The organism is Lunatibacter salilacus (genome assembly GCF_009797935.1).
GTDB classification, from domain to species: domain Bacteria; phylum Bacteroidota; class Bacteroidia; order Cytophagales; family Cyclobacteriaceae; genus Lunatibacter; species Lunatibacter salilacus.
In genome coordinates this window covers 36,936-58,915 of sequence record NZ_VOLC01000022.1, presented here as the reverse complement: position 1 = coordinate 58,915, position 21,980 = coordinate 36,936, and the positions used below count along the sequence as shown (strand labels likewise).

At 42.3% G+C, this 21,980-nt stretch carries 21 protein-coding genes and 1 pseudogene; 14 read left to right on the top strand and 8 right to left on the bottom strand.

What is annotated here, in order from left to right; all coding sequences use genetic code 11:
• Window positions 1-13: 13 nt before the first annotated feature.
• On the top strand, window positions 14-526 hold the full coding sequence (locus FQ608_RS23170) for a regulatory protein RecX (RefSeq protein ID WP_158860879.1): 513 nt from the start codon (window positions 14-16) through the stop codon (window positions 524-526).
• Here FQ608_RS23170 and FQ608_RS23165 read toward each other — a convergent pair.
• The 5 genes from FQ608_RS23165 to FQ608_RS23145 form a co-directional block, all read right to left on the bottom strand.
• Entirely contained in the window at window positions 507-1,148 is a 642-nt protein-coding gene (locus tag FQ608_RS23165) for an AlbA family DNA-binding domain-containing protein (protein ID WP_158860878.1), read from the bottom strand. The two genes, FQ608_RS23170 and FQ608_RS23165, sit on opposite strands and share 20 nt — an antisense overlap.
• A 6-nt stretch (window positions 1,149-1,154) precedes the next feature.
• On the bottom strand, window positions 1,155-1,589 hold the full coding sequence (locus tag FQ608_RS23160) for a hypothetical protein (RefSeq protein ID WP_158860877.1): 435 nt from the start codon (window positions 1,587-1,589) through the stop codon (window positions 1,155-1,157).
• Window positions 1,586-3,625 (bottom strand): excinuclease ABC subunit UvrB, encoded by a 2,040-nt coding sequence (gene uvrB / locus FQ608_RS23155; RefSeq protein ID WP_158860876.1) that lies wholly within the window; start codon window positions 3,623-3,625, stop codon window positions 1,586-1,588. Before uvrB ends, FQ608_RS23160 begins: the two co-directional genes overlap by 4 nt.
• A 54-nt stretch (window positions 3,626-3,679) precedes the next feature.
• Entirely contained in the window at window positions 3,680-4,900 is a 1,221-nt protein-coding gene (locus tag FQ608_RS23150) for an Lnb N-terminal periplasmic domain-containing protein (protein ID WP_158860875.1), read from the bottom strand.
• 140 nt (window positions 4,901-5,040) lie between these two features.
• Window positions 5,041-5,184, bottom strand: coding sequence for a hypothetical protein (locus FQ608_RS23145; protein WP_158860874.1), 144 nt, complete (start codon window positions 5,182-5,184; stop codon window positions 5,041-5,043).
• A 270-nt stretch (window positions 5,185-5,454) separates the two neighbouring features.
• Between FQ608_RS23145 and FQ608_RS23140 the strand changes: the two genes are divergently transcribed.
• Window positions 5,455-7,731 carry a hypothetical protein gene (locus FQ608_RS23140; protein ID WP_158860873.1) on the top strand — a complete coding sequence of 759 codons (2,277 nt, stop codon included), beginning with the start codon at window positions 5,455-5,457 and terminating at the stop codon, window positions 7,729-7,731.
• Between the two features lie 179 nt (window positions 7,732-7,910).
• On the opposite strand, the gene FQ608_RS23135 is transcribed toward FQ608_RS23140, so the two are convergent.
• On the bottom strand, window positions 7,911-9,122 hold the full coding sequence (locus FQ608_RS23135) for an SGNH/GDSL hydrolase family protein (protein ID WP_158860872.1): 1,212 nt from the start codon (window positions 9,120-9,122) through the stop codon (window positions 7,911-7,913).
• Window positions 9,123-9,224: 102 nt separating this feature from the next.
• Between FQ608_RS23135 and FQ608_RS28220 the strand changes: the two genes are divergently transcribed.
• Window positions 9,225-9,473: a hypothetical protein gene (locus FQ608_RS28220; protein ID WP_158860871.1), complete on the top strand. Its 249-nt coding sequence runs from the start codon at window positions 9,225-9,227 to the stop codon at window positions 9,471-9,473.
• Here FQ608_RS28220 and FQ608_RS28215 read toward each other — a convergent pair.
• Window positions 9,357-9,636 (bottom strand): annotated as a pseudogene (locus FQ608_RS28215) (transposase); the annotation flags it as partial. The gene FQ608_RS28220 and the pseudogene FQ608_RS28215 overlap by 117 nt on opposite strands.
• A complete protein-coding gene (locus tag FQ608_RS23120) occupies window positions 9,563-9,970 on the bottom strand; it encodes a site-specific integrase (RefSeq protein WP_158860870.1) in 408 nt (135 codons plus the stop codon). The gene FQ608_RS23120 and the pseudogene FQ608_RS28215, both read right to left, overlap by 74 nt.
• Before the next feature lie 803 nt (window positions 9,971-10,773).
• Here FQ608_RS23120 and FQ608_RS23115 point away from each other — a divergent pair.
• The 11 genes from FQ608_RS23115 to FQ608_RS23065 all read left to right on the top strand — a co-directional run bounded on the left by FQ608_RS23115 (window position 10,774) and on the right by FQ608_RS23065 (window position 21,917).
• On the top strand, window positions 10,774-12,348 hold the full coding sequence (locus FQ608_RS23115; protein WP_158860869.1) for a T9SS type A sorting domain-containing protein: 1,575 nt from the start codon (window positions 10,774-10,776) through the stop codon (window positions 12,346-12,348).
• A 79-nt stretch (window positions 12,349-12,427) separates the two neighbouring features.
• A complete protein-coding gene (locus FQ608_RS23110; RefSeq protein ID WP_158860868.1) occupies window positions 12,428-13,747 on the top strand; it encodes a gluconate:H+ symporter in 1,320 nt (439 codons plus the stop codon).
• Window positions 13,748-13,789: 42 nt separating this feature from the next.
• Window positions 13,790-14,260, top strand: a complete 471-nt coding sequence (locus tag FQ608_RS23105) for a RidA family protein (protein ID WP_158860867.1) — start codon at window positions 13,790-13,792, stop codon at window positions 14,258-14,260.
• Window positions 14,261-14,266: 6 nt separating this feature from the next.
• Complete coding sequence (locus FQ608_RS23100; RefSeq protein ID WP_234364351.1) at window positions 14,267-15,385, top strand: D-TA family PLP-dependent enzyme; 1,119 nt, start codon at window positions 14,267-14,269, stop codon at window positions 15,383-15,385.
• A gap of 46 nt (window positions 15,386-15,431) precedes the next feature.
• A complete protein-coding gene (locus tag FQ608_RS23095) occupies window positions 15,432-16,502 on the top strand; it encodes a dipeptidase (protein ID WP_158860866.1) in 1,071 nt (356 codons plus the stop codon).
• A gap of 247 nt (window positions 16,503-16,749) precedes the next feature.
• The gene (locus FQ608_RS23090) at window positions 16,750-17,262 is read left to right on the top strand and encodes an RNA polymerase sigma factor (RefSeq protein ID WP_158860865.1); all 513 of its coding nucleotides are present in this window, start codon (window positions 16,750-16,752) and stop codon (window positions 17,260-17,262) included.
• A gap of 1 nt (window position 17,263) precedes the next feature.
• The gene (locus FQ608_RS23085; protein ID WP_158860864.1) at window positions 17,264-18,748 is read left to right on the top strand and encodes a phytoene desaturase family protein; all 1,485 of its coding nucleotides are present in this window, start codon (window positions 17,264-17,266) and stop codon (window positions 18,746-18,748) included.
• Between the two features lie 19 nt (window positions 18,749-18,767).
• On the top strand, window positions 18,768-19,613 hold the full coding sequence (locus FQ608_RS23080; protein WP_158860863.1) for a phytoene/squalene synthase family protein: 846 nt from the start codon (window positions 18,768-18,770) through the stop codon (window positions 19,611-19,613).
• Window positions 19,613-20,323: a lycopene cyclase domain-containing protein gene (locus FQ608_RS23075; RefSeq protein ID WP_158860862.1), complete on the top strand. Its 711-nt coding sequence runs from the start codon at window positions 19,613-19,615 to the stop codon at window positions 20,321-20,323. The genes FQ608_RS23080 and FQ608_RS23075 overlap by 1 nt, the downstream gene beginning before the upstream one ends.
• Window positions 20,324-20,326: 3 nt before the next feature.
• Window positions 20,327-21,172 carry a 4-hydroxy-3-methylbut-2-enyl diphosphate reductase gene (locus FQ608_RS23070; RefSeq protein ID WP_158860861.1) on the top strand — a complete coding sequence of 282 codons (846 nt, stop codon included), beginning with the start codon at window positions 20,327-20,329 and terminating at the stop codon, window positions 21,170-21,172.
• 31 nt (window positions 21,173-21,203) lie between these two features.
• Window positions 21,204-21,917 carry a fatty acid desaturase gene (locus FQ608_RS23065; RefSeq protein WP_158860860.1) on the top strand — a complete coding sequence of 238 codons (714 nt, stop codon included), beginning with the start codon at window positions 21,204-21,206 and terminating at the stop codon, window positions 21,915-21,917.
• The last annotated feature ends 63 nt before the right edge of the window (window positions 21,918-21,980 follow it).

Sequence of the window (21,980 nt, the reverse complement as noted above, 5' to 3'; positions counted from 1 at the left end):
AAAAATAGGCAAAATGTCACTCTCAGAAAAAGAAAATTCAGGTCATGTACCTAAAAAGAAAATTTCTCTTGCCAAAGCAAAAGAAAGGATTGCGGCATATTGCGCCTATCAGGAAAGATGCATTTCCGAGGTCAGGAACAAACTTGAGGAATTCGGGCTAAACCCTTCCCAAATTGACCCGATTTTGGAGAAACTCGCCGAAGAAGGCTTCCTCAACGAAAACCGCTTTGCCGAAGCATTTGTCAGAGGAAGGTTCACGCTTAAAAAATGGGGGAGGGTGCGCATACGGCAAGAGTTGAAAATGAGGGATATTCCGGAGGATACCATTCAGATGGCGCTGAATCTAATTGATAGTGACGAATATTGGGCCGTTCTGCAATTCTTGGCCGAACGAAAATGGAAATTAACCCAGGAAACAAATGAGTTGAAAAAGAGGGCCAAAGTGCAGCGTTTTCTTGTATTTAGAGGTTTCGAAAATGATTTGATTCGGGACGTTATCGAGCAAATCACGAAAGACCCTTCCTGACAAAGATATCTTCCGATTCTTGGGGGATGACTTGAAGAACGTTTGCCAATACCAATTTCACCAAAGTTCTAGAAGCCACGTAAACGGGAAGCTTAGCAAGCTGCATATATTCTTTCAGAGTAATTGAAGGTTGATTCTCTAAAGCCTTCACAAGGATTTCCTCCTTTCTTCCATACTGAAAGACAACATCTTCTTGTTTTTTTTCTCTTTTGAGAATTTCCCACATCTCCCTACTGGCCTGTATGCTTTTGTCACTGACTCGGACATAAGCTTTTCTCTTGGCATTTTCCACAATAAAATGAGGCCGTTGGCTGCTCTTCCTAACCTGATAAACGGCAATTCCCTTTTTGGCATTTAGATGCAAAAGGTGCCTTTCAGGTACGATGGGAGGAAATATAAGCTCATTAATTGCTTTGTCCATAACAAACACCTCCTCCTCTATAAACCGCTGCCCGCTTACTGTCCCATTGTCATCCACGCCAATAAGCAAATAGCCCCCATCGGTATTGGCCATGGCTACAATCTCACGGACGATTTTTTCGGGATGCGCCGCCTTTTTCTTAAACTCAATATGAAGACCTTCTCCCTGCTGGGCAAGTTTGGAAATTTCCTGAAGTGTCATACAGTTCTAGTTTATCAATACCGCTATACCTATACGAAAGCCAACAACATTGGATACCAAGTAGTAATCTGACATTCCTTCCAACCTCACCCGGTAACTTATATTGTGTGTATACCCTGCACCCAAAGCAAAATCAGAACTGGATCCGATTAACCCCCTCGCCCGGATAAACAAGGGCTCTAAGGGATAATACCTTCCGCCAAGGGTGACATGGTTGGTCTGGCCATAATTAAATTCATAGCCTCCTGATACTGACAAATTATGTCGGTAAAAATAATTACCCTCTACGCCTAACTGATACCGGCGTATCACGCCAGGTACATCTGTACGAACGACATCAATAGCACTCGAAACAAGCATACTCCCCTCAGCCTGCTGGCCAAAAGCATCGGCATTTACACCTAACCAGATCAAACTTATGAAGCCAATTACCTTTTTCATCCTAATCCCCGGTTTAGTTCCGCCAATCTGTTTTTCATACCCTGCCATTCGTCCCGAAGCCTTGCAGCCTCCATAAAATTAAGGTCTTTGGCTGCTGCTTCCATTCTTTTCTGGGTCTGGGAAATAAGTTTCTCCAGCTTATCCTTACTCAAATATTGAACTACTGGATCGGCAGCCACACCATTTTCGCTGTCAAAATTTTCCGCGTAAACTTTCGCGTTTTTCTTACTATCAGCAACCTTGGTCTGACCCATGATTCTTTCCCTGGACTTCAGGATAGTCGTCGGAACGATACCATGCTCCAAGTTATAATCCTGCTGTATTGCCCGCCTTCTGTTCGTCTCATCTATAGCTACCTGCATGGAGTCCGTCATTTTATCGGCGTACATAATAACCCTACCCTGTTCGTTTCTGGCAGCCCGCCCGATCGTCTGCACCAAGCTCCGTACATTCCGGAGAAATCCTTCCTTGTCCGCATCCAATATAGCGACCAACGAAACTTCCGGAAGATCCAATCCCTCCCGCAACAAGTTTACTCCTACCAAAACATCAAATACGCCCAGTCGAAGCTCCCTCAAGATTTCTACCCGATCTAGCGGCTTTACTTCAGAGTGAATATATCGGGACTTTACGCCCGCCTTTTCCAAAAACTTGTTTAACTCCTCCGCCATTCGTTTGGTAAGAGTAGTCACCAGTACCCGAAAACCAGCTATAATGGTTTGATCAATTTCCTCCAGAAGATCATCAATTTGATTGGCACTGGGACGGACTTCGATAACTGGATCAAGCAGCCCGGTAGGCCGGATAATCTGCTCCACGACGACCCCACCCGAACGGGTAAGCTCATAATCGGCCGGGGTAGCACTCACATATATGACTTGGTTGGTCAGGTCTTCAAACTCCTCAAATTTTAACGGCCGGTTGTCTAAGGCGGATGGAAGCCGAAACCCATAATCTACCAGATTCATCTTTCTGGAACGGTCTCCCCCCCACATGGCCCGGACCTGGGGAACCGTCACGTGGCTTTCATCGATTACCAATAGGTAATCATTGGGAAAATAATCCAATAGACAGAAGGGTCTTGTACCCGGCATACGTCGGTCGAAATACCGGGAATAGTTTTCCACCCCAGAACAGTACCCCAGTTCACGAATCATCTCCAGGTCAAACTCTGTGCGCTCCCTTAGTCGCTTAGCCTCCACCAAGCGCATGTCCCGTTCGAAAAAAGAAACCTGTGCCATAAGATCATCCTGAATCTCATGGATGGCCTGATCGATCACATCCCTTCCCGTCACGAAAAGGTTAGCCGGAAATATGGAAATGATTTTTTCGTCAGCAATCTTTTTCCCAGACTCGGGATCCACCCGCTGTATAGCTTCAATCTCATCCCCCCAAAAATAAATGCGGTAAGCAAAATCCCCATAAGCAATGAAAACATCTACTGTGTCTCCCTTTACTCTGAAAGTGCCTCTGGAAAACTCTGCCGTAGCACGGCTATAGAGCACCTCCACCAACTTAAACAAAAGCTGATTTCTTGGAATACGGTCCCCCTCTTGTAGGTGAATCACATTTTTTCCAAACTCTTCCGGGTTTCCGATACCATAGATACAGGATACCGATGCCACTACGATTACATCCCTTCTTCCGGATAGTAGGGCGGAGGTAGCCGCAAGACGCAATTTCTCAATTTCTTCGTTGATCGAAAGATCCTTTTCTATATACGTACCGCTGGTGGGTATAAATGCCTCCGGCTGATAATAATCGTAGTAGGAGATAAAATATTGAACCGAGTTATTCGGAAAAAACTGTTTGAATTCGCCATAAAGCTGCGCAGCAAGGGTTTTGTTGTGACTGAGCACCAACGTCGGCTTCTGAACCTCCTGGATTACGTTTGCGATGGTGAACGTTTTGCCGGATCCGGTCACTCCGAGTAGGACTTGGGCGGGTTCTTGTTCCTGTATGCCTTCCACGAGACTTTTGATAGCCGTTGGCTGATCGCCGGTGGGTTGGTAATCCGAAGTGATTTGAAATGCCATGCCTTCCTATTGAGTATAGTCTATAACGTATCTATCGGGGTGAATAGTTTGGATCTATCCGGATGCTTTTTCAGGTTTCCACTTATCTACATGGTAGTAAAGGAAATTCGTCCTTAATATAACGGCCAACAGTAAGGGCAAAATACTCGGATGGAAGGACTGAATGCCGAATATCCAAATCACCAATGCCAGATCTGCTAAAATTAACGCACCCAGCAAGTAATTTCTAACCCATCTTTTGCCCGTCAATAATCCATAAATTCCGACAAAATGCAGGGGAAATGCCCAGAGTATATTCCAATTGGATTTGGTCTGGGAATGGGCCGTAAAGAACCACAGGTAAACTACCAAAATGCCCAAAACGCCCATGGCCCCCAAGAGTGCTATGTCAAGACCCAAGTAGAGTCGTTTACGCTTAAACCCAACGAAAGTAAATACGCCAAACAGAATAGCCAACATCCAAAATAGAAAATAGGGGCTCAGCAAAAAATTGATGTTGCCTTCTCTTTCTGGAAAGTCGTAAATGATATTTTCTTCGCGTACAAGTGGTCGGCTTGGACCGTCTCCAACCACACTGGCGCGTCCAAAAGCGGCGGAAAGGTAATCCGGTAGAAAAAGTTTTTCCCGTTCGGTTGCGTTCTGGTCAATAACCGCTCCCAACGCCAAGTCAATGCCTAAGTCTGACCAGGGAAGGGGGTAAACGTACTCGTCGATTAGATCCCTAAAGGTTTTAGCCTCGCTTGTGTCAGGTTCATTCCATTTCAAATTCTCTCCAAGCAAGGTTTCCATCAAATTTCGTATACGGGTAGAACAATTGTCATAGAAGAAATCATAGCGGTATTTCCGGTTTTCGGGTTCATAATTCGTCCGTAAAAAATCGATGATTGCGGCAGTCTGTTCGGGATTTAAGTCCAGAACCTGCTCCCATACGCTACGCTTAAAGTAATTATACTCATACAGAAACTGATCAAACGTCGTTAGGGCCAACTGATAATCAAGGGTCCTTCGGGTAAATTTGACATAGAAAAAAGGGGTATTGAAGTCAAAGGTGCCGTAGTTGAATACCAAGTCCCGTCCCGAATCGGTATCCAACACCCTAATGGCACTATGCCCAAAAGTGGAATAAAGCTCATCACCTGGATCACAGGTAATTAAGCTAATCTGGTAGGTTTGGGCGTGGGCTTGGGGGATGGATAAAAATCCTATTATAAAAACCGCCCAAAGTAGAAGGAAGTTAGTTCTAATTTTTGGAAAGTACGGAAAAATGGTTCTCATAGGAGGTTAGATTCGGATTAATGGGCCGGATAAGCAGGCAAATTTAAACGAATAAATCTGTTTTTTCGTCTTCCATGCGGGGAAATCGCCCCCATAATCAAAGATCTAAATGGATTTATTTTTTTTCAGGCAAAATCTTTCTAGGGTAGATTACTGTTGTCTGCAAGGCGGAGAGCATCTATGAGACTGCGGTGTATATACTCATCGGCAAGAATACTATTACGGGCATCAAAAAGTCCTGCAATGGCGGTTAGGTTGGCCCGATAGTCATAAGAAAAAGCCATCGTCAAGGGTTTGCCTGTCCATTGGAAATCAATGATTCCACTCTGGCTTAGGTAGACGATTTTAAAATTTCAATATAAAATCTATACGAGGGCTTTTTTCGATTTTCCTGTTTTAGTCGGACGACAACATTAAATTGCTTTTCATACTATTTTTTTTGCATATAAATCTTGGAAATTCAAATATAATTCTCCAAATTGATTCACTTTTCTCATTTTCAAATGTATGATTTTAATACTATATCGTCATTAAAGTGTTTTTTCATCAGCTGTGTGTCCTTAGGCCTACACGCTCTTTGCTATATATTCCCCAATCTCGCTGAAGCCCAAATTGTACTGGAAGATCAAACCTATCAATCTAACGTAACAGTAGGGGATTGGAATGATCCCAACAGCTGGCAAGTTTGGCAGGATGGTGCTTGGGAAGAAGCTACTATTCCCCCAAACAGGAACAACGATGTTTTTATTCATCAAGGCCAAGAAATAAGACTTACTGGAAATGAAGAGGTGCGGAACCTATACCTCTTCAGTGCTGCTGACCCGGGGAGAAAACTCAACCTTCAAACCTTTGATTTGGATGTGTATGGTGCGCTGCGGGCATTTCAAATGTTAGGGGAGATGTATTTTCTTAATAATTCGGCTAATCCTTCTATGGATTGGATATATCCGGAAACCGGATCCATCGTGTTTAAAGGCGATTCCCGAACTGTAGTAAATCGTAATTCCTGGAGTGGACAAACAAATTACAGTAGGTTCACCGTACGATTTAATCCCAATCCTGGCGAACTCCTGATAGTAAATGCCGGCATCAAGGCGAGTCGATTCATAATAGAAACTGGGACAGTGTATCAGACTTTGAACCAAAGTGGTACCTCCACTTTCTCATTTAATATACATGATGATTTCGGTGTTTCTGATTATGGTTCCCTAATTATTCTCTCAGGAGCCCGATTGATTTCAGACGCTACTGAAGAATTTGGACAAATAATACGAAGAACAGATGCGCGCCCCGCCACTGAATTTATCCTCGAAGAAGGAGCCGTTCTTGAGCTTAGGGGCGACGAACCAACCATAGACGCCGCTTCTGTCATCCTTGATGGAGAAGTTCGCTATGCTAACAACCAACTAAGCCAACAATTTCTCACTAATACCTTTCCAACCTCCCAACAAATAGTTTCTTACCATGATTTGCAGGTTTTAGGGTCTGCTATCCGATCTTTGCCGTCGGTGTTGGAAATTTCCGGTGACTTCACAATCTCTGAGGGAACGCTGGAGGACAATCCTACCACTCTTTATCTTTTGGGTTCCGGGGACCAAGTGGTGGACGCAGTGGAGATATCCGTTTCTCATCTGGAAATCAATAAATCCGGTGGAGTCCTGACATTTATCCAACCCTTCGAGCTCATAGGTGATTTTACCATGAGGGATGGTATGGTAGACTTTAATAACCAAACGTTAGTTATAAACGGTTCCGCAACAGCCAACTACAACTACATAGGTGGCTTATGGGCTAATCTCGCAGAAGTCGAAATAGTCAACCTGCCCCCTGACTTCAACACAAGTAATGCTACCTTTCCCTTTTTTGATTCTTTTGCGGGAGAAAACCGGACCCTGCGCCTAATCGGCTCCTTGCCCGATCAGTCTGGACCGCTTACCATACAGTATATCCAACTGCCCGGTGTAGAACACAATGCTAATTTAACCGATTCGGACGATAAAACCATTTATTACCACCTGAACAGCCATTTTTTAGTCAGGACAACTAACGCGTCAACAGAATCATTAGACATTCAGATATTGGCAAATGATATGATTTTGGATGATATCGCTGATCTTCGGATTTCTGGATACGGCGAAATCGCACCTGGATTACATATCCCGGCGTCTTTGCATGAGAGTGTATTGTGGGCCAATAGACGTGCCTCCCTTTCCGAACTAAACGGTCGGACTCTTACCTTGGCAAGTTCCGGTATATTAAGTGTGTTGCCACTAGGTTGGTTAAGCTACGGTGCCAATTTTCTCGACAATAGCGTTCAGTTAAGCTGGAAGGTCAAGGCAGAAGTCGGCACCACATTCGTAATATATAGAAGTATAGGACCAGACCTGCAGTTTTCTCCCGTTGGCATCATCGAGTCCATCCAGCCACTTACCGAATATCATAGCTATGATTTTATCGATCACTTCGGGAAAGTTCAAATTTCGGGATTGGTATATTATCAAATCCGGGCTGAAATTGACGGAATACTTGTGGATGAAAGTCCGGTATTCCGCTTAGAAAGTCCCAAATTTCCCGTCGAAGGGATTCAAATTTTCCCCAACCCCTATTTTGGAGGAAATCTAACACTTCACTACTCGGGTGAACTTGAAACGGACGAGGTGATGGTTCAGGTGATTGACGGAAGGGGAGGCACTTGTTTTCAAATGGATCATATTTCTTACGGTGATATGAGCCGGATTGAAGAGAAATTAAAGGAATTGTCGAGGGGATTATACATTCTTCGCCTAATTCATAAGAAGGGAATCCAACAGGTAAAATGGCTTAGGGAATAATAAATTCCCCATATAGATAGGCAGAGTTTAGCTTAGGTTTGCAGCTACATGCTGGTGGGGATTTTTAGCACTGAACTTCATTAAAAGTACAGATCTTGGATTTAGCAATTCATTTTCATAGAAGCACGCAACCCCACTTGCGTGTAGCTGCTGTAAGCGGTCCGCCCTTTGGCATATATTTAATTTGATAGAAATTTTTCAATTTCTTGTTGTAAACGTTCGTAAGCTCTGTAATGTCCTAAGTCGTTAAAATGTGTTCCGTCTATTGTTGCTTCGTGATCTTGTCCAACAAGGTTTTGATTACTAACATAGACTATATTTTTATTCGTTTTGATTTTGCTATTATAAACTTCTTCTAACGCTTTGTTTTGTTCGTTTATGAATGAAATTGTTCCAAAAACTGTTTTGTCGTCTTTTTTGAATAACGCAAAATCTCTCATAATACTTTCTACAAGTATTATTGGAATTGTGTCGTTTAAGGAAAGAATATAGTCAAGAAGTTCGGGAAGATTTTTTCTTATAGTGTCGGCAGGTGAATTTGGTGTGCAGTCCAAAATAATTACAGAAGGTTTAGAGGTCATAATGTATTTGCCTATTTCCTTTTCAAATCTACCGTTACCGCTAAACCCTAAGTTGATTACTTCTTTGTTAAAATGTCTTTCTAATAGTGCTGGGTATGTTAATCCTGGACGTGAAGCCGCTGCCCCTTGTGTTATACTTGTTCCATAAAAAACGATTGGGTTTGAAGTGTCAATAATTTTTTGAGTTGGTTTGTCAATAGAAGTTCCTTTGTCAATACCGATTTCAAGCGAACTAATTCCGTTATACAAAGGCAGGTTTAATAAGTATTCACGATTTTTTGCTTCCATTCCGATAATTACAGTCGCTTCGTTTTGCGTTGTTCCTTTTGGTTGTGCAACACCAACAAATTGCCATTTGCTATCCACATACGCATACAAGTCAAAACCTTTGGAAGCAATAGGAGTCTGATTAGTAGCATTTGAATTACTGTTTAAAGTCCAACGAATTTTAATTTTAGAAGAGTTGGAAGAAAAACGAACAGAAATTCCTGCTGAGTTTTTTGATAGTTGCCAAACAGGTTCTCGAACAATTTTTTCAGCTTTGTCAGGAAGTCTTGTGTAAGTTTTTGTGTTTGGCAGTTGCCCGATGATTTCGAATTCAGAAGCCTCATAAAAAACTGTCGGAATAATGTCCGTGTCTTTAAGTTTTTCTTCTTGAATAACTGTGATTTCTTGTTTGTTAGAAAAGAAATTTGATTTGATTTTTGGATAAAATTTATACGCAATAATAATTGTTCCACAGATGAAAACAATGTTTAACGCTAATGAAATTTTCGTCAGTGTCCGTCTGTATTGTTTTAATTTGTCCATACTTACTAAAAGTTACTTTTCATTCTTTGCGACGGTTTTACGGTGACCGCTAAACGTAAAGAGTTTTAAACGCAATCTAGCCAAAAAAAATTACTATTTGAGGTGGAGTTCCTTAGATTGCGGTTAAAACTTATTTGGACAGCCTGTCCCGTTTTTTCGGGAAAACCGGGGGCCTGTCTATGGGCATTTATGTTTCTTTATTTGGGGGATTTTGACGTATTTGGTGTCGGTAACCTTGATTTTGTCGGGATCTGGCCCCCCGGCGGTTACCAGCATATGGATATGGGGATGGTAATTGAGTGCCTGCCCCCAAGTATGGAGTACCGACAGGCATCCGCTGTCCACCCCTAGGAAGGCCGGGTTCGATGCCCCTGCTTTTGCCACAGGTGTCGCAGGTGAGGGTATTGCTGCCCATTTTTGCGGTCCTGCAGTCCAGTATGTCAGTGTATGCCCTTGCCTGGTCGGCGCAAAGCCTTCCACCGCCCACGAAGTTTTTCTTTTGGAATCCCAGAATATCGGAAAGCTCCGCGCCGCCGTTCCTGTAGGATACGGGATATCTCCTCTTTGGAAAAGACTGCGGAAATGGGTTTCAGCCGTTTGATCTTTACAGAATCCCAGTCCATGCCGAGAACATCAGTGAAAATAATTTTGAAGGCACTGATAGTCTGGTTTACGCTCGAGGCCGACAGGTTTCTCGTCTCGACTTTGTGGAAAAGATACTCTTTTAGCTCGGCGATGCTGATAAGGTCCGGACTTTTTCCAAAATGGCTGGAAACTAAGGATACATGGGAAATGTAATTCTCGATACTTCTGGGAGAGTAGTTTCTGATCTGCATCTCCTCATACATCTGCTGACGTAGGCTTTTTTTTCCATGATTGATAAAGTTTAAAGATTAGACGTGGAATAAAAACAGGCTATATATCTGAAAATAGGAGATTTAATGTCAAAAAAGTGAAAAACTACCGACATAGGAGATTTTGTTCAACTCCTTTATTGATGAGGTTTTGTCCCGGTCTATTCCAACATACTGTCGCCTTGGCGCAGGTTTACCTCCTATTATATTCTTCTAACTTCCACTGCGGTTATCTAATTCCCCTTAGACTCACCTATCCATTGAAAAACACATAACTACCCCTACCCAGTCCGAAAAACTTCCTGTAATATGTGGAAGCACCGTGCTCCTAAGAAGTGTTAAATTGGTAGCCAACATGTGATGGTTTCCTAAAAATAGAAAGAATGATTTTCAAATTGAGACTACCGGCAAAAATTGTTGGGATTTTTTGGCCTAGCAGATTAAATAAGCTAACCTACCCCGCCATTCCAAAGCGTTGACTTTACCATCGGTATAATATGAGTTTCGTATCGGTCTACTTTCAGCTCCTTTCTAATATGTATAAAGGAAAACCATTAAAATTGTAACTCCTGTATATATAAAGTTATTTCAAAACATATTATCGTTTTTTTTATTTATTCCTTATAAAAATTCTATAAAACCCCGTACCTTGCTGCTAATTACATTATGTAGGCTATGCTTCAGATTAGTTCTGTACGTGGTTTGGGGAGATAGGTGGCGATATGGTTGTTGGATATGTAATGTGGGTTCTACATTTCGTTTCCCGGATTTTTTTTATTTCGGGGCTGATTACCGCCATGATTTCACCCTGCTTCGCCCAGGTCACCGTAACTGGCACAAATAACAACATTCCTGTACAGGAAATAAGGTTTGATGTGAATGGTACACAAATTATTCAGACCGCTAATCTAGCCAGCAGGTATAATCCCACGCCAAATAATGCGCCAGTGATAATCGAAACCATCCTTTTGCAGGATGGAACGGAAATTTTTGCGACCACCCGCACGCCAACCGTGCAAAACCTTCATCCGCGCCTGGGGACTAACATTATAGCGGAGAATGCGGTGGGCGTAGCTAAATTTGATGGCACCTATATTGGCCATAGAAGTGCCGATTTTGCGGCAGCGATGGAGGAGGTCGTTTCCACCCCTGATTTCAGGTCTTATTGGGATATTGGAGGAAGTTCAATTCCAAGCGGGCATGTTTTTTTGGACATTATGTATCCCACTGAGGTGCCCATTTCGGGTTACTTGGTAGTCTCAGAACGGGATGGGAATTCTGATTTTAATTTTCAGGCCCTCGATGAAAATGGAATTGTAATTCCGACAGCTGAAACCATTGCACTAAGGGGATACCAATGGAATACCCGTATTGTCAATCAGGGAAATTACCCTACGCAACCACAACACTTGGTTGTCCTATCCCCCCTTCTTTTTGAAGCTTCCGTTCCCATTTTCGGATTTCGGGTAATTAACCTGAATGGGGCAGATGGTAAAATTGTGTTTTTTAGAAATTCTATCCAGGCCTTACCCGACGAATCCTTTGCAGCCTTTCCGGGGCAAACCGATGTGATCAATGTCTTGGTAAATGATGAGTTGAAGGAACAGCCAGCCACGCCTGACAATGTATTTATCACCGTACTCGAGAATGAGCCCGATAATTTTATCACCTTGAATGCGGATGGGACTGTGGATGTTTCCCCCGATGCACCCGCAGGTATCTATCATATCAAATACAGTATTTGTGAAATAGGTAATGGCACCAACTGCGACGAGGGCACCGTCAGTATAGAAGTGTTGGCTACCCTTCCCGTTTCTTGGATTGATTACCATGCGGAGGCCAATGATAATGGAATAAAAATTACCTGGAGAACAGCCACTGAAAAAAACAACGAAAAATTTCAGGTAATGCGAACCTTCAATCCTGTCCAGGAAGAATTTGAATTAGTAGGCGAAATCCCGGGTAAGGGAGAAAGCACCGATATCACGGAATATAATTATTTGGATACGGAAGGCTGGAACGGGGAGAAAGTTTATTATCGCCTAGACCAAATCGATTGGGATGGAAAAAAATCAAGTTCGGCCGTGTTTACTTTGATAAATTATCCGATTAAGCAAAAGAAGTTAAAATTATTTCCCAATCCCTATAGGGGAGGAAAACTGCTTTTTGACATTCGTTCAAATCTGACAAATAGAACTGGATATATTCAGGTCAAAGATATCACGGGCAAACAAGTGGGCTTTTTTGAAGGAAAACTAGGGGAAGCGTCCAATCTGTTGATTAGTCAACTGATGGATTGCCCTCCGGGTCTCTATTTTGTATCTTTACAAACTCGTAATCACCGGGAATTGATTAGGTGGGCAAAAGAATAATGCAAGTTTTGCTTGCGTTTATAGGCATTTCCACTGGAAAACAGTAATTTTTGGGAAAAACCCATTACTTAGAAAATCCATGCCTTTCATAATCATTGCCGTCAGTATCTTGTTTCTGATTATTTTAATTGTCTGGATCAAGATAGAACCTTTTCTTTCCTTTCTAATCGTATCTGTTTTTGCGGGATTTCTGCTGGGTATTCCCCTCCCGGAAATCATGGGAGCTATACAGCGGGGAATAGGTGATCTGTTGGGATCTCTGATAATTGTGATTACCCTGGGGGCTATGTTGGGTAAAATCGTGGCTTCAAGTGGTGCTGCCCAGCGTATTTCCACTTTTCTTATGCAGTTGTTTGGTAAAAAAAACATCCACTGGGCCATTGCACTGACAGGGTTGATCGTGGGTATTCCGCTGTTTTTCAATGTTGGATTTGTTCTACTGGTTCCCATCGTGTTTACGGTTGCCTATCAGTATAAAGTGCCTGCGATGTTTGTGGGAGTACCTATGCTCGCCGCATTGTCCGTAACCCACGGCCTGCTGCCTCCACATCCGGCCCCTGTCGCACTTGTGGCTCAATTTGAAGCCAATATGGGGATTACGCTTATATACGGTATACTACTTAGTATACCTCTTATAATAGTAGCCGGTCCGCTTTTTGCCAAAGCCAGTTGGATAAAAGCAATGGATATAAAGCCACTTGCAGCGTTCAGGGGCGAAAATAAGCCCCCAGAAGCTTTGCCAGGTCTAGCAAACAGTTTGTTCTCCTCCCTACTTCCAGTTTTTCTATTAATTGTAACATCGCTCTTACTGCTACGGGTGGATAAAAGCGGGGAGATGTATCCTTATTTGAAGTTTATCAGTGATCCCTCTGTCGTTATGCTCATTTCTTTAACCTGGGCCACGATCAGCTTGGGCACTCAAATGTCCCGAAAAATCGGAACCATCATGGAGGAATATGGCACGGCAGTCAAAGACGTTGCGCTGGTAATATTGATTATTGCCGGATCGGGTGCTTTTAAACAAGTGCTTGTTGAAAGCGGGGTCAGTCAACAAATTGCGGTTGGGCTGCAGGGTTGGCAAGCTCATCCCCTGTTTTTGGGGTGGATGATTGCGGCCATTATAAGACTGTCCGTAGGGTCAGCGACCGTAGCTGCCCTTACCGCAGCCGGCATAATAGGCCCGCTGGTGGGGGATGGTTTAGTGGACCCTAATCTCATGGTGCTTGCTATTGGGTCGGGTAGCCTAATATTCTCCCACTTCAATGACGGAGGCTTCTGGCTGGTCAAAGAATACTTCAACCTCTCGGTAAAACAAACACTGATGTCTTGGTCACTCATAGAAACCATTGTCTCCGTTATGGGGCTGCTGGGAGTTTTGGCATTGGATTTAATTGTTTAACTTCGTAAATCAACAGAACTTAAATACTAATAAACAATAATTATGGAAATCGAATCCGCAGAATCCAGATTTAAAGCATTGGGACTGACTTTACCTCCCGCTCCAAAACCTATGGGAGTTTACATACCCTACCTGATCGACGGTAAACACCTATATCTTTCCGGCCATGGACCTGTGACGGTTGACGGGACATTACTCACCGGAAAAGTAGGCAGGGATATAGATAAAGACGAAGCTAAATTCGCTGCCCAGCAAACTGGTTTGACGATGTTGTCCACCATTCAGGCCCATCTTGGAAGTTTGAACAAAGTTAAGCGGGTCATTAAAGTTTTGGGCATGGTAAACAGTACAGTTGATTTTGGGGAGCATCCCTTTGTTATCAATGGCTGCAGTGAGCTTTTTGCCAAAGTGTGGGGGGAAGAGAACGGTATCGGTACAAGGTCCGCTGTGGGTTTTGGGTCCCTGCCAGGAAATATCCCGGTAGAAATAGAAGCCTTGTTTGAATTGGTATAAGAAAATATGATGGATAAAAAAAGCGATTGGTTTACCCTCTCACATCCAGAGTACATTGATTCACCCGCGTTATTGGTCTATACGGCGAGGGCTAAAGAAAACATCCAAAAAGCCATCTCTGTAGTAAAAGACCCAAAGCGGCTTCGTCCTCATGTGAAAACCAACAAAGCTGTCGAAGCCTGTCAATTGATGATGGAAGCGGGAATAAGTGCGTTTAAATGTGCTACCATTGCAGAAGCTGAAATGTTGGTAAGGGCGGAAGCCAAAGATATCTTATTGGCCTATCAACCGGTGGGGCCAAAGCAAGAAAGGTGGCTGAACCTTATAACATCCACCACTGGAATTACATTTTCCTGCCTCGTTGACAACTACCGCATCGCATCCCAGTTGTCAGAATTGGGGGAAAAAAACAATGTGACATTCCGTGTATATATTGACCTTAATGCGGGAACCAACCGCACTGGCATTGCCCCGGGAGATCCAGCCGAAAAGCTCTACAGGGAATGCCTTACTCTTAAATCCCTTCAAGTTATCGGTTTCCATGTATATGACGGCCACCTTAGGCAACTGGACATCGGGGATAGAAAAAAAGCCTGTGACGAAGGGTACCGAGAAATTGATGCCGTATATCAGCGTCTTAAAAATGAAGGGCATTCGGTTGAAGTGATAGCAGGTGGTTCGACCACCTTTACCATCCACGCCAACCGTCCGGAGGTTATTTGTTCGCCAGGTACATTTATCTATTGGGACCAAGGGTATGGTGAGGGACTTCCTGAACAGGAATTTGAACCGGCGGCCCTTGTCATGACACGAGTAATCTCGTTGCCGGCACCGGGGCTTATTTGTTTGGACTTAGGGCACAAGTCAATTTCCGCTGAAAATCCATTAACAAATCGGGTTACCCTTTTAAATGCTGACAACTTAACCCCTGTCAGTCAAAGTGAGGAACACCTGGTCATGAAGACCGATGTAGACCATCCGTATCAGGTCGGAGATGTATTTTATGGAATCCCCTATCATATCTGTCCTACTGTTGCCCTATATGACCATGTTTCTACAATAGAAGGTGGTAAAAAAACAGGGGAATGGAAGGTTCTGGCACGGGACAAACAGCTAACTTATTAATTAAGATAACTCATTTGCCTTATGGCATGAAATTTTACAAAAATATATGTTTACGATAGATGCTCACCTGGATCTCAGCATGAATGCCCTAGAATGGAACAGGGATTTAACTAGGCCAGTAAAAGAAATTAATGCCCGGGAAAAAGGGCTTACTGACAAACCGGACAGGGGAAACGCCACCGTTTCACTCCCTACCCTACGGGAGGGAAACATAGGACTTGTGGTAGCCACCCAAATCGCACGTTATGTAGCACCGGACAACCCTTTACCCGGCTGGCATTCCCCCGCTCAAGCTTGGGCCCAAACCCAGGGGCAGTTGGCCTGGTACAAAGCTATGGAGGATGCGGGGGAAATGGTTCAGGTCAACGATCTTCCTTCTCTGGAAAAGCACCTTGATTTGTGGATGAACCAAGTCCCCAATGCCGAATCTCCCATAGGCTATATTTTATCGCTTGAAGGGGCAGATTCCATTGTAGACCTCAGCTATCTTGAAAAAAGCTACGAGTCAGGTCTAAGGGCACTTGGCCCTGCGCACTATGGACCTGGACGGTATGCCCAGGGTACCGACGCAACCGGATTTATGGGAAAAAAAGGTCAAGAATTACTTAAACTTATGGAATCCCTCAATATCATATTGGACGCCACCCACCTCTGTGATGACAGTTTCTGGGAAGCTCTGGATCATTTCAGTGGCAATGTATGGGCAAGCCATAGCAATTGCAGGTCCCTTGTAAACCATAACCGCCAGTTCAGTGATGATCAGATAAAGGCGTTGATAGATAGGGGAGCAGTTATAGGGGGTGCTTTAGATGCCTGGATGATGGTTCCGGGGTGGATTCGTGGAAAATCTCTGCCCAAAGAAATGGACTGCGATCTGGAGAAAATCATAGATCACATGGATCATATTTGTCAGTTGGCGGGCAATGCAAACCATATCGGCATAGGGACGGATTTGGACGGAGCTTATGGCAGGGAACAAAGCCCCTATGACTTGGAGACCATTGCCGATTTGGGAAGAATCCCGACTATGCTTCAAAATCGGGGGTATAAGTTAGATGACATTGAGAAAGTTATGCATGGCAACTGGATTCGATTCCTTAAAAAAGCCTGGGGCTAATTATCGAAATTACTCTTTACTTTTTTTTAACAAATGCCATTATTGGTTAAACAATTTATTTTTTCAATATTTTTTTTTTCGCCTTTTATTTAAGAAACCATCGACTATAGCCCTCTTAAAGGGCTTTTTTTTTGTTTAATTGCTTTCGCTAGAGATATTGTGGAATTTTTTTTAAAATATATTAGACAAAATGCTTGTTATTTTGTTTAGGATATTATACTTTTGATTAAACAAAAAACAAATGACCATGACAACACTTGAATTCAGTTATTCACTCACAAAATTGACCAAGTCTTTGAAACCGTTTGCGCTTAAATTAACAAGGGACTTAGACGATGCAAATGATCTCCTGCAGGACACCATGGTCAAAGCTTTTACCAACAAAGACAAATTTACTGACGGAACCAATCTAAAAGCTTGGTTATATACGATAATGAAAAATACGTTCATCACCAACTACCAGCGTATGGTGAGAAGGGGGACTTTTGTAGATACTTCGGACAACCTTCATTTTATCAATTCGGGTGCTGCAATCATTGAAAATGACGCCTATGGAGAATTCGCCATGAAAGATATCACCACAGCTATAGGTAACTTAGATGATGTGTATAAGAATCCTTTTATGATGCATTTCAGAGGTTTTAAGTATCATGAGATTGCTGAAAAGTTGGAAATCCCTATTGGAACTGTAAAAAATCGAATCCATATTGCAAGGAAACTACTGAAGGACGATCTTTGCGTCTATCAAACAAAAAATTAATATGTCCGCAAAACATGTGGTAGTGATCGGTTCTGGATTTGCTGGGATTTCAGCTGCCACTCACTTGGCAAACAAAGGATACCAAGTTACCTTATTAGAAAAAAACACCACCCCCGGAGGCCGGGCAAGAAAGTTCAGCACAGAGGGATTTGTATTTGATATGGGACCGAGCTGGTATTGGATGCCCGACGTTTTCGACAATTATTTTGCGCATTTTGGAAAGAAAGTAAGTGATTACTATGACCTAATCCGACTTGATCCTTCCTACGCCGTCATCTTTGGAAAAGACGATAGGTTGGACATTCCGGCAGATCTGCAAGAATTTAAGGCGATGCTTGAAAGGTTAGAACCCGGTGCATCGAAGCAACTGGACAAATTTCTTGCCCAAGCTGCATATAAATACCAAGTTGGAATCCATGACTTGGTAACCAAGCCAAGTCGGTCATTGATGGAATTTGCCAGATTTTCGCTGTTAAGAGACCTATTCCGAATGGATATTTTTCAATCTATGTCCACTCATGTGAGAAAATTCTTCACGGAAGATAAAATTATTAGGTTGATGGAGTTTCCGGTGCTTTTTCTAGGTGAAACAGCACAAAAAATTCCAGCGCTATATAGCCTGATGAATTATGCGGATATTGCACTGGGAACTTGGTATCCGAAAGGAGGAATGCACAAGATTATTGATGGCATGGTAACGTTAGCGGAAGAAAAAGGGGTAATCTTCCGATATAATTCTCCAGTAAAGAAAATAAATGTAGACCAAGCTAGGGCTAAATCCGTAACGTTAGAGACAGGCGAAATCCTGTTAGCGGATATCATCGTAGCTGGGGCAGACTACCACCATGTAGATACCCATCTGCTGGATAAAGAATATAGGAACTATACAGATTCCTATTGGGATAAGCGTGTGATGGCACCATCTTCCCTGCTTTTTTACCTTGGTGTAGATAAGCGACTCGATAACCTCCTACACCACAATTTGTTTTTTGATGAGCCTCTTGGTCCACATGCCGATGCCATCTATACACACCCACGATGGCCGGAAAAACCACTATTTTACGCATCAGTTCCTTCAATTACAGATCCCACAGTAGCACCAGAGGGGATGGAAAATTTGTTTCTCCTGATCCCCTTGGCTCCAAACCTGAATGATGGTGAGGAAATTCGTGAAAAATACTATCACCTTGTGATGGATAGGCTGGAGTACCTTACTGGACAAAAAATTAGAGAGCATGTAATTTATAAAAAATCATATGCTCACAGCGATTTCAAAGCAGATTATAATGCTTTCAAGGGGAATGCCTACGGTTTGGCTAATACCTTAACGCAAACGGCCTTGCTCAAACCGTCACTGAAAAGCAAAAAGGTGTCCAACCTATATTACACAGGCCAGTTAACCGTGCCAGGCCCGGGGGTGCCCCCGTCCCTTATCTCGGGAGGCGTGGTAGCCAACGAGGTAGAAAAAGAACATAAAATGTTATAATTTCCTTATATTGAACGCTATGATAGACTCTAAACTGCTATTTGAGGAAACCACATTTGAATGTAGTAAATTAATTACCCAACGATACAGTACCTCCTTTACACTCGGTATACGTACGCTGGACAAAAAATACCACATGGCAATTTATGCCATTTATGGATTTGTCCGATATGCGGACGAAATCGTTGACACTTTCCATGAGTTTGACAAGAAAGCTCTTCTGGATGAATTTGCGGAAGACACCTATAAAGCAATTGAAAAAGGAATCAGCCTAAATCCTGTTTTGAACTCTTTTCAGGTAATCGTCAATCGATATAATATCGACAAAGACCTAATTAAAGCGTTTCTGCATAGCATGGAAATGGACCTAGACTTCACGAAATATGACGACACGAAATATCAGGAATATATTTATGGATCTGCGGAAGTAGTAGGCTTAATGTGCTTAAAAGTATTTTGTCAGGGAGATGAAACGATGTACGCAAAGCTAAAACATCCTGCTTGCAAACTAGGTGCTGCTTTCCAGAAGGTCAATTTCCTGAGAGATATAAAGAGTGATTATGAAGAACGGGGACGCGTATATTTTCCGGGAGTTGAATTTAAAAGTTTTGACCAAGCTACTAAAAAATCCATTGAGGAAGACATTCAAAGAGATTTTGATGAAGCTCTCATCGGCATTCACAAGTTGCCCAAAGGAGCTATGATGGGGGTAAAGATTGCCTACCTCTATTACTTAAAGTTGTTTTTCAAAATTAAAGGACTATCACCTGAGGTCATTACTTGCCACCGTATCCGAATTCCTAATGCCAGAAAAATATCCCTGTTGATTAGGACCTATTTTGGGTTAAAACTCGGGATTAGCTAATGGAAAAATACTACTATTTGGGGCTAATGATTTTTACTCTTTCATATCCTTTGTCCCAATCTTTCGAACACCGCATCCAATACGCCAAAAACCTGTATGCCCTTATTCCGGCTACGTTGATAATGGCTGCAATTTTTATTGCTTGGGATCATTGGTTTACTGTGATAGGTATTTGGGAGTTTAATCCTCGCTATATATTAGGTATTTATTTTTTGGAATTACCGGTGGAAGAATGGGCATTTTTCTTTATAGTTCCTTATGCATGCGTGTTTATTTATGAGGTTTTGAAATACTTTGTAAAGAAGGACATTTTCAAACCTTTCTCGAAACACCTTCTTTTAGCTTTAATTCCCATATTTGTTTTTTTAGGGATTATTCACACCGACAAAATGTACACATCAGTAAATTTTATATTTGCGGCTGCTGTATTGTCCGTTCATTTCATTATCTTTAAAGATAAGCACTTCGGCAAGTTTCTATTGGCTTATCTGGTTACCCTTATACCGTTTATGTTAGTAAATGGCATTTTAACTGGTTCTTTCATTGACGAACCTATTGTAAAATATAATAATGAAGAAAATCTTTCAATCCGAATTGGAACAGTTCCCATTGAAGATACCGTTTATAATTTGAGTATGCTTTTGTTAATCAATACGGTTTACGAAAAGGTGAAGGAAAATAAAACATTTCGAAGAAGGGAAAGTTTATAACCTATGTTAAATCTCCACGTCCATATTGACCAGCATTCTGGCTTTTGTTTTGGTGTTGTGTATGCCATTGAGATGGCAGAGGAAATTCTGGATGAAGAAGGCTACTTATATTGCCTTGGAGACATCGTGCATAACGATGAAGAAGTAAAACGGCTGACCAAGAAGGGACTCATCATCATCAATCACGACGACCTCAAAAAGCTAAAGGGAGAAAAGGTGCTAATAAGAGCACACGGAGAACCTCCTTCCACTTACGAATTAGCTATTAACAACAACCTGACCCTTATTGACGCCAGTTGCCCGGTGGTGTTAAAACTTCAAAACAGAATTAAAAATTCCTACGATAAGGATGAGACCATCTATATCTATGGAAAACACGGCCATGCAGAGGTTATCGGATTATTGGGGCAGACAGGTAACAAGGCAATTGTTTTTCAGGATATTTCTGAACTGGACATTCCTTCTTTACCTCGAACTATTACGCTATACAGCCAAACTACCAAAAGCACGGATAAATTCTATGAAATTAATCAAATCCTCCGTGACAATGGGATTACGATCAACACCAATGACACCATTTGCCGGCAAGTATCAAACCGTGATAAAGAATTACGGGATTTTTCTTCAAAATTCGATCATATCGTATTTGTCAGCGGAACTAAATCTTCCAACGGAAAAGTATTGTTTAATGTGTGCAAAGATAAAAATCCTAAAACCTATTTTGTTTCCAATCCGGATGAGGTCAATCCCTCTTGGTTTAGTGCAAATGAATCGATAGGGATTTGTGGTGCTACTTCCACTCCCATGTGGCTGATGGAACTAGTGAAAGAACGAATTGTGACATTTTGAATGAAAATCGATTTTTGGTTGTTTTTCGAATATGATATCAACACCAACAAAGGCCTCAAAATCGCCCAAAGATTTGAAAGGTGTCTTAATCGCCTTACTGATTATTGGAGCGTGGTTCTTGTCCCTATACTATTTGCTCCAAATTCAAATTGATTTCTGGAATCCCTGGATTTACCTAGGTATATTGGTACAGATGCACTTGTACACGGGCTTATTTATCACTGCTCACGATGCCATGCATGGGTTGGTCTCGGATAACAAACGTTTAAATCATGCTATTGGCTGGTTTTCTTCCCTGTTGTATTCCTACAATTTCTATTGGAAATTATTTCCCAAACATCACGAGCATCACCGCTTTGTAGCGACAGAGAACGACCCAGACTACCATCCTTCCCATAATTTCTTCATTTGGTATTGGAGCTTTATCACTACCTACTTATCTATTTGGCAGTTTTTGCTAATGGCTGTTACTTTTAACGTGTTAAAGCTTTTCATTCCCCAGGTGAACCTGATTGTGTTTTGGATGGTTCCGGCAATTCTGGCTACCGTACAGCTTTTTTATTTTGGAACATACCTACCCCACAAAGGCAACCATACCAATAAGCACCATTCAGGGTCCCAAGCAAAAAATCATTTTTGGGCCTTCATAAGTTGTTATTTCTTCGGGTATCATTATGAACACCATGATTCCCCAGGAACTCCATGGTGGCGCCTATGGAAAGTAAAAGAAAATCGTCAAAATTAATTTCTTTAAAAATCAGTTATAATCACATTTTTTCAGCTTATACCTAAACCTTTTGCTCTTATT